The organism is Bacteroidota bacterium, assembly GCA_035506275.1.
In the GTDB taxonomy this organism is placed as follows: Bacteria; Bacteroidota; Ignavibacteria; order UBA10030; family UBA8401; genus JAGVPT01.
Genome location: DATJPT010000006.1, coordinates 184,991 through 202,248 on the forward strand (window position 1 = coordinate 184,991; position 17,258 = coordinate 202,248).

Sequence of the window (17,258 nt, forward strand, 5' to 3'; positions counted from 1 at the left end):
GTCTGATTCTCGATATTTTCAGCCGAACGACAGGTTGCGAACCCGCTCCCAAACGGAGTTCGGGAGCGGAGGGAAAATTCTCAGACTGTAACGCTGGCGTCTTTGACGATGATGATTACTTCATCAAGACCATTTTTCTCACCTGCACGAATCGGCTGTTCGCATCGGTGATGCTGACAGCCTCAATCCGGCAGAAATATAATCCGGAGGAGACGTTCGCATTCCAGTTCACCTCATACATCCCCGCCTGCTGTTCGCCGTCGGTCAAGTCCGCGACAACCTGTCCGAGGACGTTGTAGATCCGGAGCGTGACGCGGCTCGCCGCCGGCAGACCGTACTGGATCGTCGTCGACGGATTGAACGGATTCGGAAAGTTCTGCGCCAGTGAATAATGATCGGGAACAACCGGTCCACCCGAAGCCACTCCGGTCGCGGACGTTCCTTTCCCGGTCACCTTTATCGTGTCGGGCGAACCCGCGGAATTGCTGGCGAAAATGATGTACGTTTGAGCGGGCTCGGCATTGACCGGCTTGAAGCTGATCGTGTCATCGAACGATTGACCGGGAAGGAGAATATGAAGCGGCTGCGATGCGCCAAAGGCCGCCGTCGAGGTCACCGTTATTCCAACGATGGTCAATGTATCGTTGCCGGCGTTGGTCACGGTAACGGTCGTATCTTTCGTTTGCCCGATCGTGATATTCCCGAACGCAACAAGGCGGCTCGACAATTGAAGCACCGGACCGCCGACTCCCGTCCCGAACACTTGTATCGTGTCCGGGGACGTGGAAGCATTGCTCGAGATGACGACCGACCCGAAGGCCGCGCCGAGCGCCGCCGGTTTGAACTGGATCGTATCGACAAGAGACTGCCCCGGCATGAGACTCGCCGAAACCGTGTGCACGGTGAACGGGTTCCCCGACGACACGATGGAGGTCACGTTCAAGGCCGCCGCTCCGCTGTTGGCGACCGTCAGCACCGTATCTTTGACCATGCCGAGCGCAACGCTGCCGAAGTTGATGAACCGCGGCGATGCGCCGAGTCCCGGTTTCAGCACGATCGAAGAATCGATCAGCACGGCGAGATTCTGCTGCGGGAAATTCAAGATTGAAATGATCTCTCCCCCGACGAGCAATGTGTGAGGGGCCAACGCAAGGGAATACACCGTTCCCGAGCCGATATTATTGTTGATGTTCGAACTCCACGACGAGACAGCGCCGGTATTGGCGTCGAGATACGCCAGCTGTTCGCGCGTCAATGTATCGATCTGCTCGAACTGTCCGCCGATAATGATCTGGCTGCCGATCGGCTGGATGGCATTGACGTTCAACTGAAGGTTGAAGTTTGCGTTGAAATTGGCGAGAAGCGCTCCGGTCGCCGTATCGACCGCGGCAATGCTCTTCCGCGTCACGCCGCCAACGGTGGTGAATCCACCGCCGAGATAAACCACTCCATTTTGCGACGCGAGGGACCAGCAGAGATAGCTCGGGCTCGGGTTCCATGCGGTGAGTGAGTCAGTGGTCGTGTCGAATGCGGCGGCGTAGTTGCGCGGCTGACCATAGACCTGCGTAAAGAATCCGCTCGTAAATACGAGCGAGCCGGAACTTGCAAACGAGTAAATGCCAGACTGATCCATCGTCGGCCGCCACGGAAGCAGTGCGCCGGTGTTCTTATTGATCGCAGCCAGTCCGCCGCGCGGGGTTCCGTTGACATTTCCAAAACTTCCGCCCAAATAGAGCCGGTTTCCGAGGACCATCATCGCGTTGACAGCACCGCCGGCAGTTGCATTCCATGCCGAAGAAGGAACCATCGTGCCGCTCATAGTATCGACTGCGGCGAGGTTCGCGTGCGAAATTCCGTTCAGAGAAGTGTAATTCCCCCCGACGATTATTTTATCGGCAACGACGGCGAGGGCGCTCACGCCGCCGCTGGCGTTCGGATTCCAAGACGTGATGTGTCCCGTCGTGAGATCGACCGCCGCGAGATTATTGCGGGTGACATTTCCCGTGCTCGTGAACAGTCCTCCGGCAAAGAGGGACGTCCCGTCCGTTGTCATGGTGTACGGGTCTTCGTTGACCTCTGCGTCCCATGACGTCGCCAGGCCGGTCGACGTGTCGACCGCAGCCATCCAGCTCCAATTCTTTCCGCCGATGGACGTGAAATCTCCCCCCACATAAACTCGAGAGCCGATCGCCGTCATCGCCCTGACCAGCTGGTTTGGGGCGGGGTTCCAAGACGAGGCGAGACCGGTCCCGGTATCGATGCACGCAAGGTTCGTTACCGATCGACCGGCGATGGAAGTGAACGACCCACCGACGTAGAGTTTCCCGTTGGCAAGAGTCATGGCGCCGACCGTGCCGAAGCCGCCGCTGATCGAAATGGCCGGTTTCCATGTTCGTATCACATTTCCGGACGCATCCATCTTGGCGAGACCATACAGCGTCACGGTGTCGATCTTCACGAAAGGTCCGCAGGCGTAGAGATAGCCGTTCGCGTAGATGAACTGGGTAACGGAAAACTCGCCGTAGGGAATCGTCGCCCCCGGGGCCCAGCTTGTCACGTTCCCGGCAGTGTCGACTGAGCCGATCGTGAACCGGGACTGGCCATTGAGGTCATAAAAATATCCTCCGAGGTAAACAAGGCTCCCCACTTGCTGGATCGCGGTCACTTCACCGTCCGCTTTCGGATCCCACGAGAGAAGCGCTCCCGTTGTGATATCGAATGCCGCCGCGTATCCGCGTGTCTGGCCAGCGATCGTCGTAAAATATCCGCCAGCGTACAGCCGGTTGCCGCTGACGTGCAGACATTGGACGAAAGCATTCGGCGAAGGATTCCAGGAGTCGACGGTGTGGTCAGGGCGAATGTGGACCAGGTACTTTCGGGGAAGTCCGCCGACGTACGAAAAATTTCCGCCAACGTACCATCCGCCGTTCCCGTCGGGGGCCGAAGCGTACACTCTCCCCTGAACCGGATCAAGCTTGGGAAATGTGCGGTCCGGTGCGGCAGAGATCGTATCGAGAAGCGCACCGGTGCCGCAGGCGTAGCCGATCTTCGTGAACGTGCCGCCAAGGTAGGCCTTAGAACCGCTGACAACAATACTATTTACCTGACCGTCGAGCGGCGAGTCAAACCAGGGCTGATTGGTTTGCGAGATGGCTGAAGAGAAAAGGGCTGCACACGCCAACATTTCGATCCATAGTGATCTCTTGGACATCCTCATCGATCCTTTCTTAAGGTGATTGAAAAGTACGGTTGATTTCCTGCCGAACGGCATTGAGAAACGTCTCCGGAAAAGATATTCTTGTTGCATGTCTGCTTTAAGAACAGACAGCCGCTCACTGGAAAATGGCAAATGTTCTACGGGAGGTAACGGATACTAATATAGGGTTTGCGCCCTGGGCGAAATGTGACAGCCTGCACATTCGAAAAAAGGGATCCCCGTCGCTGCAAGCCGGGCAGGCATACGAGAGGTAACAACTGAAGGAAATAACAGGTTCCGGTTAGACTTTTTGCCGTTCTTTTTGGAGGCTGCTTTCGGCCGACACTGCTTCCAGGATCTCCTCAATTTGCACAGGTTTATAGAGCACCTGGCTCGCAAGCTGCCGGATTTTCTTTTCCCACTCCGGCTGTCCCTGGCGGAAGGCATAGAGCACGATGATGGGGGCATCGCGATGTTCGAAACGGCGCTGCTCGAATTCTGCTAAAAGGGCAGGAATTGAGCGCTCAAGGTCAACGACGAGGACAGAAATACATGTGTTACCCCTCTGATTCACAAGCTGGTCGACGGTCTCCGTCGCTACGATCTCGTATTGATCCTGCATGAGGATGGAAAGGCTTTTGACCAGATCCTTGTCCGCAGAATGAAGGAGAATATTCTTTTTTAAAACCGTCTTTTTTCCGGCGCGTTGCATTGTCTTTTGATAACAATTGAGCATACATCGACGTAAAAATCCTGCTGCGCAGCGCGATGCTCTGACTTTTGCTTCAACTATTATGCCACCCGCCTTCCGCGGAAATTCCCCGTAAAGCAATTCGTTTTAATATGTTGCGGGGTGTTGAAAGAGACAACGCCTGTCACTTTTTTGAGAAAATCATAAAAAGGCGTCTTTTTTCTCATTAATGAGAGGCATGGAGCAGGATCAAGGGGGAGTGTAGCGGCGGGTCCAAGCACATTCAGATTTTATTCCACGAGAGGAATCGAATCGCGACAATGTCCCCTTTTGCGACTCGGTCTTGTTCTTTGGGAAGAACGATCAAACAATTTGCATCGGCAAGTCCGCCGATCATGTGGGAACCCTGCCTCGAAGCGGGCTTCACAGTTAACACGCCTTCTTTCGACCATGCCGCAAATGCACGAACGAATTCGATACGCCCGCTTGCTCCCTTAAGGTCGAAATCCATCACGGCGTCATGCAGCACGTCAGGAGTATAGCTCCCCATCATTTTCCGCAGCGCGGGCATCACCAGCGTTTCGAGAGAGACCATCGCCGATACTGGGTTTCCCGGCAGTCCGAAGATCAACTTTTTTCCTCTTGTTCCAAAAAAATTCGGTTTCCCGGGTTTCATCGCAACCCGCCAAAAAATCTTCCGTACCCGAAGATCGCTGAGAACCTCCTTCACAAAATCGAAGTCTCCGACCGACACTCCCCCCGCCGACAAAACAACGTCGGCGCTTTTCAGCGCCCGCGCGAACGCTTTCGTCAGTGTTCTCTTATTGTCTCCCGCATGCAGGACGAGAACCGGACGCACTCCCGCCGATTCCAGTGCGGCGGCGAGAGCGTAAGAATTGGAATCGCGGACCTGTCCGCGACGCAACGGCGACGAAGGGGACCGGAGTTCATTGCCATTGACGACCAGCGCGATGCGGGGTTTGCGGTACACCTTGACCGACGTCAGACCAAGCGTCGCGCACATTCCAATGACGGGGGGAGTGATACACGCCCCTTTTTGAAACACAATTTCTCTCTTCGCGAATTCTTCTCCGCGCCGCCGGAGGCTTGCCCCTTCTTTCGCCGGCGAAGAAAAAATAATTTCCTCTCCCCTCGCTTCGACCAATTCCTTCATGACGACGGCATCGGCTTTTTGAGGAAGGACGGCGCCGGTCATTATTTTTATCGCATGGAACGGTTTGAGTGACTGGTGCGGGGTAACCCCTGCGGAGACGACCGATTGCAATTTCAGACGCACGGGACGGAGTTCCGACGCATGCTGAACGTCCCGAACCTGGACAGCGTAACCGTCGACAGACGAAGAATCAAACAGCGGGATAGGCTCTCTTGCCTTGACCTCTTCGGCGAGAACGAAACCGAGCGCGTCCTCAAGAGGAAGTTTGACCGGCAGCGAGCGCCGCACGTGTTTCAGAATCTTTTCGAGCGCTTCATGAAATTCAAGCATGTTGATCCGTCCAAAGTTGATAATCTAAGAACACCAGGAGCTAAAAGTCCCTTAGGTCCAAAAAGACAATACCTGCAGGTTGAATGAAACGAATCTCATTGTTGATCTTATCGCCGCTCAAGAATACTCTGTCGTTTTATCGCGGCGAGTTTCCGCCCCGTCGGAAATACTGTGCCGGTCCTGAAATGAAAGCCAAAGGCAGCAGATCAAAAGGACAAGATCCCTGAGAATGAGTCCAGGTCCGATCTTATCCGAACCGATGATGCCGAAGCACCCGCAATCGCCGGTCACGCCGCGGGCCAGAGCGACCGCGATCGCGGCGATAAACACAACGATCAGCCCCGCGAGGCAGGCGGCAACAACTCTCGTTCGATATCCGATGGCCAGCGCTAATCCAAGCCACAGCTCGCTTTGAAGGACAACAATCATTGCCGGGAAAATCATCCCTGCCGGCAGAATGCCGAGCTGCCGGATGGCGGCGAAAAAAGATCCTGTATCCAGCAGTTTGGAAACGCCGGCAACAACCATCAGGCTCCCCGTGAAAACGCGGAGCAACAATGATAAAAGGTTTCTACGCGCCATCGCTCTGCCAAGTTATCCTATGCGGATGCCGAACGTTGTTCCCCCCATCAGCGAAGCGATCATTGCTGCCGAACCGACCCCGACGCCCCACAAGCATGTAACAATAACAGCAGCATTTCGTGACCGGATCCCGGTCATCGTCTTCAACCCGATTGACATTGCCGAAAAATACCAAATGATGATCGGATTGACGCTGTATAAAACGATCGTCAACGGAAGGTTAAGATTGCGCCCGAGAAAAAGCACATCCAATCCGATCGGAAAACGTCCCGGCAAGCTGTACAAACTGATGGAAATCAAGTGAGAGCGCACCAGGATGAAATTTAGCATTTCGCCGATTAAAAAGATAATCCCGCAGAGAGAGACAAGGGAGAACATGTTTCCGTACGACACCTTTTTCACCGGATTAAACAACGGCGTTGAAAAAAATAATAACGCCGCCATGACTGACCAGAGGATGATCAAGGAGATAAAAACCGTAACAAAAGCGCCCCCGAAAACGATGAGATCGGCAGCGACCGAAGTCCCCCGCCAGCAGCTTTTCAGCCATGTCAAGAACGCGATTCCCGAGACGACAATAATAAGTGAGCGCTTCCATGTCGGCTGTAATGAGATCCGTTCAAAATTGTTCTGTCTTAGAGCTCCTGAAAATATTTTCGGCATCATTTCCCCTCCTAGAGTGTCTTTATCGACCGGCTGCAATTATTGTTTAATTCTTCCGTACAAAAGACTCAGGCCGAGCACGTCTTCCCCCTGAGAAAAAACGACCATCACCACGCTCTCGCCTTTCAAAAACCATTTCGCCGCCTCAAAATGAATAGTGAAGAACCATTTGGACCTCTCTTTTTTTTCCGTTTCGTATGTATCCCCGTAACGGGACTTGAGGTACGACCGGAGCTTTTCGGCATTTTTGTCGTCGAACTGAATTTCAATGAATCGGAGTCCCTTAGCGCTGTCGGACTCCCCGAACGTCATCACGACCCGAACGGTCGAATCCATGAAGGTGTCCTGGAACGTCAGCGCAGTGTCGCCGCTCGGCTGGATGTCCTGATGAATTTGCCGCTTGACTTCATCCTTGCTCATTCCCCAATGAACCGCCGACAACGACGGCACATCCGAGCCCGATAATGGGATCTGGCACTTCACAACCGTATAGGCGAGGAAACAACCGAGGGAAGCGAATGTTATTCCCCTTTTCATGCAGTGGCACATACTCCCTCCCTTACTCTAATTCTCTGTGAACTTGCAGAGCAGAAGCAAAAAAAGCAGCTGCCCTTCCGTACCTGAAAGGGCAGCAGGCAACTACGCTAAGAAAGGAATGTAGGCGCAAATGCAGATCTGAGCGATCCAGAGGTCCAGGCAGCAGCAGGCGAAGCCCATGGAAGAATTGCACCCCGATTTCCCTCCGGAGATCTGAGCCATCTCATCCGAATTCAGCTGGACCGAGCCGTTCGATTGAACGCCGACCGGCCCCAACAGCGTCAATGCGATCAGAAACACCATGAATAACGAAATTGCTTTTTTCATAACTCCCCCTTTTTGGTTGAATTTTCCTTTTGTGAATTATTTCCTGCTCACCGCGGGCTGTTCATTCCGCACAAAACTCACCGCACGCTGCAGCGCCCGAGCCGCAGAGCGCTGTGACTGTTCGTCCGGTCAAAACCGGCGAGCAAGATCTTATTCCTTTCTGAACACCAAAGCTTCCCCGTTCCATACTCCGGGCAACTCCGATACCGGCAGTTTTATTCTCCCGACGGCGGGGTCGCGTAAAAAGACATTGCCGGAGCCAACGCTGTCCGCAACAACAAAATGATTCTTGGGGATGAAGAGAATTGCCGGAAACTGCGCGGTCAAAAAATCTTGCAGCCTCAACCGCCATCCCTCGGCGTGCAGTCCCTTCGCTTCGGCCAGGTCTCGGAGCGCGAGCATCGTGGAACCGTTCACTCCCGGTTTGAGCCGCCGCGTCAACTCGCCGACCGTGCTGGGAATCTCATATCGATCGAGAACCATCTGCAGCGATGCAGGGGCGCAGTCATTGTAGCTCGTTTGCATGACGACCCCGACATTCCCCAGATATTCGCCGCCGGCATACGAGTCCGGCATTTTTTGTCCCGCAAAACGAGGGAGAAGGATCCAGGATGAATTGACGACAAAGACTGCGGAGAGCACGCAGAAGATTCCAAGACAACGATTCCAGCTCACCATCCCCCCGCCCCTTCTTTTATTCGCGTGAAGAAAAGACAAAATCGTCGAGAAGCCGGGCATCTTCTGCCAGCGAATGCTCCCCGGAATAGAATCTTTGCAGCAGCCAACATTCGTCGGCACAGAAAAGAGCCGGAAGAATATGTATTCTGTAATGTTCTCTGAGGCTGTCTGCGTCGGCTATAACGACAGGAAAATTCAGGCCCAATTCGGCGACCGCCGCCTTCGTCGAGCTGCCGTTGTCGAGCGAGACCCCGAAAATATCAAGCCTTCCGGCATAGCGAGGGAGAAGTGCGGCAAGGTTGGCCAGTTCCCGGCGGCAATGGCTGCATGCCGGCGCGAAGAATACCACCAGCCTTTTTTTCGACGATGCGCTGTCGAACGCGAACGGGCGGTTCTCCAAAGAGACCGCAGCGATTCTTGGCATTGGGCTTCCGAGCGGTAAAGGGGGGAGGGCAAAAATGCGAAAAAGAAAAATCGTCGATCCGGCAAGAGCAACACACAATGCAGCGAACAAAACTGCGGCGCGCGCTTTACGGCGAAAAGATATTTGCATGGAATTCAGTCATGATAATTAAACTTGAAAAGTTTAATTCCCCTTATCACACTGACGGTGTACGATCAGAAATTTCTTGTGTAAAAGATAACTGTAATGCTCAGGTTTGTCAAGGATAAACTTAAAAAAAGTGAATTTTGAAAACCGGCGCACTGACGATCTCAATGACCGCCGCCGCGGACGATGGAAGCGATATGCATCAGCGTCGGAAGAAGCGCATCGAGCCCGTCGGTGACGCCCCCTTTCGATCCGGGAAAACTAACGATGATGGTTTTGCCGCGGACGCCGGCCACGCTGCGCGACAGCATCGCGAGCGGAGTGCGTGCCTGTCCGAACACCCGCGCCGCCTCCGACACTCCGGGGATTTCTTTTTCAATGATTTTTTTGATCACTTCCGGGGTGGTGTCGCGCGGGCCGAGTCCGGTGCCGCCTGTCGTGAACACGGCATCGAGCTTCATTGTGTCGGAATACTGCAGCAGCTTCGCTTCAATTTTTTTTGCGTCGTCGGGAATGACGGCATACTCGGCGACGTTAACGTTCAACGCCTTCAGCCGCTCCACGATGACCTTTCCGGACACATCTTCTTTCTTCCCCGACGAGACCGAATCCGACATTACGAGGACGGCCGCGCGAAACCCCGCACCGGTTACCTTGACAAAATCCGATTTCCCCCCTTTCTTGCTGACGAGCTTCACGCCGAGGATCTCCATTCCATCATCCAGCATCTTCATCATATCGTAGAGCGTCAAAGCGGCAACGGAAGCCCCGGTCAGCGCTTCCATCTCGACGCCGGTTTTGTAAATCGCCTTCACCCGAACTGTGGCGGTGATCGCTGTCTCGCCGACCTCAAATTCGACGCCGACAAAGTCGATCGGAAGCGGATGACAGTACGGGATGATCTGGCTCGTGTTCTTGGCAGCCTGGATCGCGGCTACTTTCGCTACCTCAAGCGGGTTTCCCTTGGGGATCTTATTCTCCCGGATGAGGGTGACCGTCGCCGCGGAAACGCGCAAGGTTGCCGTAGCGACCGCAGTGCGGAGCGTCGTTATTTTTTGTGAAATGTCGCGCATATGTTTTGCCACGAAGGCACGAAGCGGCAGACGTGATGCAGATTCAACAACCCTCGTTGTGCCTTAGTGTCCTTGCGGCCCCAATTCAAAAAACAAGATCCTTTATTTCCAGCGACTCCGAATTTCCGATAATGACAAACTGCAAATTCTTGATGTACTTCTTGCAGGCATTCTGGATATCGTCGGGGGTCACTTTCTTTATATCGTCGATCAGCTTATCAGCCGCCTGGTACCCGGCTCCCGATAGTTCGTAGCGGGCGAGAATATTCGCCTGCGACCGGTTCGTTTCGTTCCGGAGATAATAGGTCGTAATGAACGTGTTCACCGTGTTCCTCAATTCCTCCGTGGAAATTTTTTGACGTGCCATTTTCTTCAGCTCCGCCATCATCACCTTCAACGTCGTATCCGGTTTCAACGCGGTAACATAAATGAAGCCGTAGTTGGAAAAATTCCGCCCGATGCCTCCCGCCGGCGCGTACGACAAGCTCCTTTTCGTCCGCACTTCCTCGAACAAGCGGTATTGCAGGACTGCTCCCGCCGCGGCCATCGCGTAGTAATCATCCGCATTGAGCGAAGGGGCGCTGAAATATCCCTCGATATAGTTGGTCGGAAGATTCCGATAGACAAATTTCACCGAAGTTTCGTCATGGTTCACGGCGGGAAGGACCGGCGCAGCGAACACTCCGGCGGGAAGCGAACCGAACGAGGCCTTGACAAGCTTCTCGACACGGTCACGGGTCACGTTGCCGACAACGATCAAGAGAAGCTGGGTGGAACTGGTCCGTTTCGCCAGGTATGCTTTCAGCTGTTCCGGCGTGAACGATGCCACGGTCGCTTCTTCCCCGTTAGCGTCGGTCTGGTATGGATGGTCGGTATAAAAAGCTCTCCGTCCGAGCTCGTCAAGATACGAATCAGGGTTGTCGTGGGTCTGTTTCAACTGCGAGAGAAGCTGCTGGCGTTCAAGCTCGACATCTTCCTTCGTGACCGCAGGATGCAAAATGACGTCGGCGAAGACATTCCACGAAGTATCGAAATATTGCTTCACACACTGAAGGTCGATCGTGGAGTAGTCGGCGGACACAGAGCTTCCGATCGTTGTGTTCATCCGCTCGAGCGTCGCATTCAATTTCTCTTTCGGATACTGTTCGCTCGCCTTCACGGCGACGGCAAGGGCGAACTTTTCGATGCCTGCTTCGCGGCTCGTCAACACCGCCGCCCCGCCGCGGTAACACATCACGGCCGAGATGATGTCGGTGGTCGTGTTCTGCTTGACGATGACTTTAAGGCCGTTGAGGACGAACGATTCGGGTGCGGCCGCAAATACCGGGACCGTCGCACAGGTGAGGAACGCGATGAATAGACTCCATCGGAATTTCATGGCACATCTCCTTTAGGATAGGATGCTCTGATTACAAACCAAGCTGTTTGCGCATCTCGGAAGAGACGAGAACGCCCATCACGTACGGTTTATCGATCACGTACGTCGCCAGATACCGTTTGATGTCGTCCCGCGTCACCTTGTTGACATTGTCGACGTAATCGAGGTAATAGTCCAGCCCGGCGACAGCCCACCAATAGCCGACGGTGTGAGCATACTGCGACGCCTGTTCACGGCCGTACTGTTCGTCAATCGCGAGAATTGTCTTCGCATTCTCAAGCTGCTCATCGGTAAAATAATCGTCGGACATCATCTTGCTCAATTCCGCGAAGATCGCTTTCTTGCACGCTTCATATTTGTCCGGCGACATCCGCGAGGACAACGTGATCGGGCCGACATGGTTCAGCGTATTGTAGCTGAAGTTGACACCGTAGGCCAGACCGCTTTCAACCAGGTCTTTATAGAATGTGGATGTTTGCTGGCTGAGGATGTATGAAAAGACGTCCGCCGCGTACGTGGCTTTAGGATCCTTGGAGACGCTCGGCCCCTGCCATTCGATCGACACGCTCGCAGCGCTCACCGGATGCTCGACAACAATGGTTTCGGTTCGTTGTATCGGCGGATGTTCCGGGATCTTGATCGTTGTGAACGGGTCCGTCCCCTTCTTCCATTTGCCGAAATATTTTTCGGCGAGATCGAATCCCTCGTTCGCCGTAATATCCCCGGCGAGGATCAGCGCGGAGTTGTTAGGGATGTAGAAAAGATGCTGGATCGTGTGCATCTTCTCAGGCGTTGCCGTGATGATGACGTTCCTGTCCCCGAGAACGTCCTTGTAGCTGTAATACTTCCACCACACTTTTTGTTGAATGGCGCGAAACAGCAGAAACGACGGATTGGCCTCGTTGCGGTCGTATTCGCCGAGCACCACCGGCCGTTCCTTCACCAGTTCCTCCTCCTTAAAGAGAGGAGCGGTGATCGCGTCATACATGAACTGCATCCCCGGCTCGAGGCTGTCCCTGCCGAGGGTGATAAAATAATTCACCCGCTCGTCGCTCGTGGTGCCGTTCCACGAGGCGCCCAGCTCGCGGATGCGCTCCATATAGCGTTCCTGGTTGGGAATGGCCTCGTTGGCTTTGAAGAACATGTGCTCGTAGAGATGCGCCAATCCTTCGTACTCCGGCGGCTGGGTGTATCCTCCGTTCTTCACGTCGAGTTCGACCGTCACGAGCGGAACCGCCGGGTTCTGGACGACGATCACGTTCAGCCCGTTCGACAGGGTCCTTTCGTAGATCTCATACTTCTGCGAAAAAGCATGAACGAAAAATATCATGAGTCCTATCAACACAGCAAAAGCACGTTTAAGCATGCCGACCTCCGGTGATTGAAAAGATATTCTCTTGCGGACTGTCAACAGGGTCCGCAGCGAACTCCATTCGACGGAAAAAGATAATTGGCAACACGAAATACTGTTTGAAATCAATGAAGGAAGATAATGAACGAGGAGTAGACATTCAACCGGAGAAAAGACAGGGCGGTGTTACGGTCTTACATCCGTGGCTTTTAGGTCAAGGGTTCGCTCGTTCCCAATGGATTCGGCCAAAAGGCATGTCATCAAAACCGCTCCCAAATTGAGTTTGGGAGCGAGGGGGGAAATTCTCAAACTGTAACACTTCCGAAAGGCTACTGCTGCAATTCAAAACAGCTGACCAAAATTAAAATAAACCCCGGTAGCTTCCCGGCCGTAGCCGATATCAAGCCGAACGACGAAAGTGTCCATATACAGACGGAGGCCCGTCACTGGGTTCGCCGCCCAGCGGGCAAGGTCGAGATCCGAGAATGCATTCCATACTTTTCCGGCATCGAAACCGACAACCCCGCCAAGACGGCGGTAGAGCGGAAAGCGCACTTCGGCGTTGACGACGGAACCGAGATTGTCGAGGTACCTGTCCTGCGGCGACCCGCGCACAGTCAAATTTCCGCCGATCGAAGAAAGCATCTGGACCGGGAGCGCATTCCCAAATACCCCTTCCCCCAGAAAGCGGGCAGCAAAGACTGTCGCAGGAAGAAAAAGAGGGGAGTAGTATTGCAGGGCAAGCGTGAGCTTTGTGAATTCAGAGTTATTGAACGAAGTGTGCACCCCCTTCTCGATGTCGCATTCTGTTACAATTCCCTCGGACGGATTGATGAAGCTGTTCCTCGTGTCGAAGCGAAAATTGACGAAAAGGGATTGATGGGATGCCGTGCCCGAATTGTCCGGAGGGAGATAACGAAATGCGCTGGAATCCTGAAAATGGTAGTTCCGTACGGAGTTGATTCGTACTCCTTCCTGCAATACAATCAACGGCGAGAACCCATGGCTTACGGTGATGCTGACGTCAAGCGGTTCGCGGGTATAATACTCTCTGCTGCTGAACTCCGAGCGATTTCCGACCCCGAAAAAGCTGTTCTTGATCATCTTGTCATAGTCTACGGCAAGGTCTACCGCGGCAGGATAGGTTTTTCCCTGACGAAGCTCGAAATCGGGGATTGAAAAGACAAACCGGTACCACCGCTCCCCTTTCGTGCTGTTGAAGGCGGTGCAATCGAACGATTCATTCGAACTCAATTGATCGAGGAAAAAACATTTCGCTCCATAGCCGACGCCGACGTCGGTGTCGTACGACGCGATCGGCAAAGGCTCTATCTTCGAATGGCGAGCTTCGACACTATCCGGAGGGTCAGGGACTTGGAGAGACGAATCCACATCTATCCGTTCTGGAGTGTTTGAAGCACGTAACGCAGGCGGCAGAATAAAAATAAGAGCGGCGGCGACGGCGGCAAACAGTTTTTGATTCCCCGGAATCACGGTGCGGCTTTCAGAAGATTTCTGTGAGGAGGCGAAGGGATGCTGTGCATCCCCTCGCCTGGTCTTCACGCTACTTCAATAATAGTAATTTTTTCGTTGAAATAAACGTGCCGGCTTCCATGCGGCAGAAATAGACGCCGCTTGCAAAATTGCCGGCATTCCATGTTACCGTATATTCTCCTGCTTTGAGTTGACCGTCGACCAACTCGGCCACTTCCTTGCCAAGCACGTCATAGATCTTGATCGTCACATGCCCCGCTTGAGGAACTGAAAATCTGAAGGTCGTGGCCGGGTTAAAAGGGTTTGGATAGTTTTGCGAAAGGAAGAATTTTGCCGGCAATAGTGAACTCTTGAGAGAGACCTTCGTTACCGGGGCAGAGAGAATCCTTCCTGCAAAAATCGGAGATGCAGTACCCCTCTTTGCTATGTAGGAAGATAGTATCTGAAACTCCGATGAGTCCGTACAAATGTGAGGGTCGGTGTATGTGATCGGAAGACCCATAGCGCTATCTAAGAAGTTTAATGTCAAAAGCGTGTATTCGTTTGATGCGACGGTGTATGTCTTCGCCAGATCGAGCGGTTGACCTCCTATGCCGACGTAGAGGATTCTTAAAGAGTCCGGCAGCCCGGGGTCATAAATATACCTCATTCCAGAAACTTGTAAAAAATATTCATCATCTTGTTCAATGGCTGAAACGCCAAACTCCAGCCCGGCATAGATGCTTGCGCCCGTCATTTTAAATGTTGCAAGGCGGAAGCCCAGGCCATTGTCCTGATTAAAACCGTACCCGACAACGCGGAAGACATCGGCTCCTACGAGCGGCCCCTTGTACAGTGGCTGCGCCGTCGAACCCCCCGCCTCGATCGCAATGTCCGCTCCGGTCGCGTCGCGGAATGCATCGGTGACGAGATTACCGATGGGCGTATCCTTCGACCCCTTACAGACAAGAGAATCTGCGACCTCTGCGAAGAAATCGGTCGCAGTGCCGATCTTCTGCGAAAAGACCGGCCCGTACGTCGCTTCGATGCCGGCGATCAGCTGCGTCACTGTCGCAGCGACCGTTGGATCTTCGGCGATCGTCGAGTCGAGAGGAATGGCCTTGTACGAAAGCAATTTTACCTTGTTCGCACTCACAGTGAACTGAAGTTTTCCCATGTACTGATAGAAAGCGCCGACCTGCACGATGAATGTCGTATCTCCAGAGTGATTCACAACGCATTGTGGTGCTTTCAAGAGAATATGGTCGTGTCCCCCGACAATAACGTTGATGCCGGAAGTATACTGAGCGATCACATTGTCAACCGCATTTCCAAGGTGAGAAAGCAATATGATCATCGTGCAACCGTGCGCTCGCAATGTATCGACCATCGCTGAAGCTATCGGTACAAGACTCGTGTCAAAAACCGCCGGAGAAGGACTAGACAGGTAGTTCGTCGTCGGCGTTGTCATCCCGAAAATTCCAACTTTTACAGAACCTTCTTGTTTGATCGTGTATGGATGAATGTAATTTGCGAGAGGGGCAACGGTTGAATCGGGAAGAATAAGATTGGCTGAAAGGAACGGGAAGCCGCCGCTCGGAAACGCCGCCTGAAGGGATTGCAATAACGTTCCCGGCCCCAGATCGAACTCGTGGTTCCCCGCCGTCATCGCATCGAAGCCCAAAGAAGCCATCAGTTGAAATTCGGGAACCCCGAAGTACTGATTGAAGAACAGATCACCGATGAATGCATCGCCGGCATGAAGCAACAGCACGTTTGAGTCGGTCTGCCTGGTCATGCCGATGACCGTCGCCGCCCGGGCGATGCCGCCGTGCGAGGCCCTCAGGTTATTATCGCGCGGACCGATCGGCGCGAGGTTCGAATGAGTATCGTTCACATGAAGGATCGTGATCGTGTCGGTTTGACCATACACGATCTGTGCCGTCACAAGCACAGCACATAGAGAAAACAGATTCAATATTCGTTGCATAGTATCCTCCGAGAGAAAGATGTTAGTTGTTTTCGAGGATTATCATTTGAAGCGCCGCAATTTTCTCTCTCATTTTTTTCCCGGTCAGCGTATAGGTTCCGTTGCCGGAAGAGGGGGAGCTCCCGATGATCCCCCCTACCACAAAACCCCCCATACCGCCGATCACGAATCCGCTGACCAACGCGGGCGCGTGTCCCGCATCTGACGATGCGGGGGGAGAAATTCCAGGATCCTGGCCATGAGCAGCCTCCGCAAAGAGCCCGCCAAGCGCACTGCCGCCGATTAGACCGAATATTGCCCCGGTCCAAAAATGTCCCTCAACATGTCTCTCGATCACGGCAATAGAGTCGACCGGAAGGATGAGCGCCCTTCCGGCCTTTGTCGCATAGAGGACCCCCTCGTGCAATGAGTCAAGCGTACCTGCAGCGATGACCTCGTCGGAAAGAAGAGTCAACCGCCACGGATCCTGCTCTACCGTTCGGAACGAATCACGCACGGTCGAAAGATCTCGATAGGCCCCCCCCTCAAAAAAGCGGTCGTGCTGCGCGATGACAGGCTGCGAACGGAAGAGACTCCATAGTCCAAAAAGGACGGCTACCACTGATTCTTTTTTCATAACGCCTCCGTGAGGGATCGTCGTGGATATAACCGATCATTTGCTTGCTTATTTTCTGATCGCATATCCGAAAATAATCGAGATCCTGTTGCCATCCGGGCTCGTCGCATAGACGAAGTCGAGGGGTATGCTCACTCCGCCGTAGTTGAAACTTTTCCCGACCGCGACGACCAGCGAGGTATTTAATCCTTTGTTCCCGCCGATGAGCAGGTTGGGACCCAGACCAAATTCGACGCCGCTCGGCATGCGGACACCCAGGGCCAGCGATGCGCTCGGAATGAGGGTTCCGTATTCGACGCCGGCAACAAGAGGCACGAACTGGACAACGAACGAGGGCCCCCCGCCGTCCGGAATGACCTGATACTCGAACTGCCAGCCGAACTGGCTGAGCGTTGAACCGATCTGTTTCTGTCGAAGCTCGCGCTCAAGCTCTCCGGTTCCCGGAACATACGTGATGCCGAGCCTCGGCCCGCCGAGATTCCGCTGGGCGAGTGTGACCTCGTCCCCCGATGTCGACTGTGCAAGGACCGTTGACGATTGCAGCGCGGCAACGATGAACGGGAGGGCGAATGTTAAGACATGATGCGTTTTCATATGACCTCCATTGGCTTTGTGGATGATCCGCAGAATCTTCTGCGATCTGGGTGTC

At 53.9% G+C, this 17,258-nt stretch carries 16 protein-coding genes; all 16 read right to left on the reverse strand.

Features of this window, described 5'->3' with window-relative positions; genetic code table 11:
- Positions 1–115 precede the first annotated feature (115 nt).
- Positions 116–3,211: a choice-of-anchor D domain-containing protein gene (locus tag VMF88_03960; GenBank protein HTY10210.1), complete on the reverse strand. Its 3,096-nt coding sequence runs from the start codon at positions 3,209–3,211 to the stop codon at positions 116–118.
- Between the two features lie 286 nt (positions 3,212–3,497).
- Positions 3,498–3,908 (reverse strand): hypothetical protein, encoded by a 411-nt coding sequence (locus VMF88_03965; protein HTY10211.1) that lies wholly within the window; start codon positions 3,906–3,908, stop codon positions 3,498–3,500.
- 262 nt (positions 3,909–4,170) lie between these two features.
- Positions 4,171–5,391, reverse strand: a complete 1,221-nt coding sequence (gene glp, locus VMF88_03970) for a gephyrin-like molybdotransferase Glp (protein ID HTY10212.1) — start codon at positions 5,389–5,391, stop codon at positions 4,171–4,173.
- Between the two features lie 117 nt (positions 5,392–5,508).
- Positions 5,509–5,973 (reverse strand): MauE/DoxX family redox-associated membrane protein, encoded by a 465-nt coding sequence (locus VMF88_03975; GenBank protein HTY10213.1) that lies wholly within the window; start codon positions 5,971–5,973, stop codon positions 5,509–5,511.
- Between the two features lie 12 nt (positions 5,974–5,985).
- On the reverse strand, positions 5,986–6,639 hold the full coding sequence (locus VMF88_03980) for a YIP1 family protein (GenBank protein ID HTY10214.1): 654 nt from the start codon (positions 6,637–6,639) through the stop codon (positions 5,986–5,988).
- 36 nt (positions 6,640–6,675) lie between these two features.
- Complete coding sequence (locus tag VMF88_03985) at positions 6,676–7,173, reverse strand: hypothetical protein (protein ID HTY10215.1); 498 nt, start codon at positions 7,171–7,173, stop codon at positions 6,676–6,678.
- Positions 7,174–7,275: 102 nt separating this feature from the next.
- On the reverse strand, positions 7,276–7,500 hold the full coding sequence (locus tag VMF88_03990; GenBank protein ID HTY10216.1) for a hypothetical protein: 225 nt from the start codon (positions 7,498–7,500) through the stop codon (positions 7,276–7,278).
- 150 nt (positions 7,501–7,650) lie between these two features.
- The gene (locus VMF88_03995) at positions 7,651–8,142 is read right to left on the reverse strand and encodes a cysteine peptidase family C39 domain-containing protein (GenBank protein ID HTY10217.1); all 492 of its coding nucleotides are present in this window, start codon (positions 8,140–8,142) and stop codon (positions 7,651–7,653) included.
- Positions 8,143–8,194: 52 nt separating this feature from the next.
- Positions 8,195–8,602, reverse strand: a complete 408-nt coding sequence (locus VMF88_04000; protein HTY10218.1) for a TlpA disulfide reductase family protein — start codon at positions 8,600–8,602, stop codon at positions 8,195–8,197.
- A 290-nt stretch (positions 8,603–8,892) separates the two neighbouring features.
- Complete coding sequence (gene moaCB, locus VMF88_04005) at positions 8,893–9,801, reverse strand: bifunctional molybdenum cofactor biosynthesis protein MoaC/MoaB (GenBank protein ID HTY10219.1); 909 nt, start codon at positions 9,799–9,801, stop codon at positions 8,893–8,895.
- An 85-nt stretch (positions 9,802–9,886) separates the two neighbouring features.
- Positions 9,887–11,179: a pitrilysin family protein gene (locus VMF88_04010; GenBank protein ID HTY10220.1), complete on the reverse strand. Its 1,293-nt coding sequence runs from the start codon at positions 11,177–11,179 to the stop codon at positions 9,887–9,889.
- Between the two features lie 31 nt (positions 11,180–11,210).
- Complete coding sequence (locus VMF88_04015; protein ID HTY10221.1) at positions 11,211–12,545, reverse strand: pitrilysin family protein; 1,335 nt, start codon at positions 12,543–12,545, stop codon at positions 11,211–11,213.
- Between the two features lie 327 nt (positions 12,546–12,872).
- Entirely contained in the window at positions 12,873–14,093 is a 1,221-nt protein-coding gene (locus VMF88_04020) for a BamA/TamA family outer membrane protein (GenBank protein HTY10222.1), read from the reverse strand.
- Position 14,094: 1 nt separating this feature from the next.
- On the reverse strand, positions 14,095–15,993 hold the full coding sequence (locus VMF88_04025; GenBank protein HTY10223.1) for a 5'-nucleotidase C-terminal domain-containing protein: 1,899 nt from the start codon (positions 15,991–15,993) through the stop codon (positions 14,095–14,097).
- 22 nt (positions 15,994–16,015) lie between these two features.
- Positions 16,016–16,609: a hypothetical protein gene (locus VMF88_04030; GenBank protein HTY10224.1), complete on the reverse strand. Its 594-nt coding sequence runs from the start codon at positions 16,607–16,609 to the stop codon at positions 16,016–16,018.
- Between the two features lie 48 nt (positions 16,610–16,657).
- Positions 16,658–17,203 carry a hypothetical protein gene (locus tag VMF88_04035; GenBank protein HTY10225.1) on the reverse strand — a complete coding sequence of 182 codons (546 nt, stop codon included), beginning with the start codon at positions 17,201–17,203 and terminating at the stop codon, positions 16,658–16,660.
- Between the last annotated feature and the right edge of the window lie 55 nt (positions 17,204–17,258).

Bases quoted from the DNA above. Each gene is read 5' to 3' on its own strand.
- VMF88_03960 (HTY10210.1), bottom strand. From the start codon at position 3,211: ATGTCCAAGAGATCACTATGGATCGAAATGTTGGCGTGTGCAGCCCTT.
- VMF88_04035 (HTY10225.1), bottom strand. From the start codon at position 17,203: ATGAAAACGCATCATGTCTTAACATTCGCCCTCCCGTTCATCGTTGCC.
- VMF88_03985 (HTY10215.1), bottom strand. From the start codon at position 7,173: ATGAAAAGGGGAATAACATTCGCTTCCCTCGGTTGTTTCCTCGCCTAT.
- VMF88_04015 (HTY10221.1), bottom strand. From the start codon at position 12,545: ATGCTTAAACGTGCTTTTGCTGTGTTGATAGGACTCATGATATTTTTC.
- VMF88_04025 (HTY10223.1), bottom strand. From the start codon at position 15,993: ATGCAACGAATATTGAATCTGTTTTCTCTATGTGCTGTGCTTGTGACG.
- VMF88_04000 (HTY10218.1), bottom strand. From the start codon at position 8,602: ATGCCAAGAATCGCTGCGGTCTCTTTGGAGAACCGCCCGTTCGCGTTC.
- glp (HTY10212.1), bottom strand. From the start codon at position 5,391: ATGCTTGAATTTCATGAAGCGCTCGAAAAGATTCTGAAACACGTGCGG.
- moaCB (HTY10219.1), bottom strand. From the start codon at position 9,801: ATGCGCGACATTTCACAAAAAATAACGACGCTCCGCACTGCGGTCGCT.
- VMF88_04010 (HTY10220.1), bottom strand. From the start codon at position 11,179: ATGAAATTCCGATGGAGTCTATTCATCGCGTTCCTCACCTGTGCGACG.
- VMF88_03980 (HTY10214.1), bottom strand. From the start codon at position 6,639: ATGATGCCGAAAATATTTTCAGGAGCTCTAAGACAGAACAATTTTGAA.
- VMF88_03990 (HTY10216.1), bottom strand. From the start codon at position 7,500: ATGAAAAAAGCAATTTCGTTATTCATGGTGTTTCTGATCGCATTGACG.
- VMF88_03975 (HTY10213.1), bottom strand. From the start codon at position 5,973: ATGGCGCGTAGAAACCTTTTATCATTGTTGCTCCGCGTTTTCACGGGG.
- VMF88_03965 (HTY10211.1), bottom strand. From the start codon at position 3,908: ATGCAACGCGCCGGAAAAAAGACGGTTTTAAAAAAGAATATTCTCCTT.
- VMF88_04030 (HTY10224.1), bottom strand. From the start codon at position 16,609: ATGAAAAAAGAATCAGTGGTAGCCGTCCTTTTTGGACTATGGAGTCTC.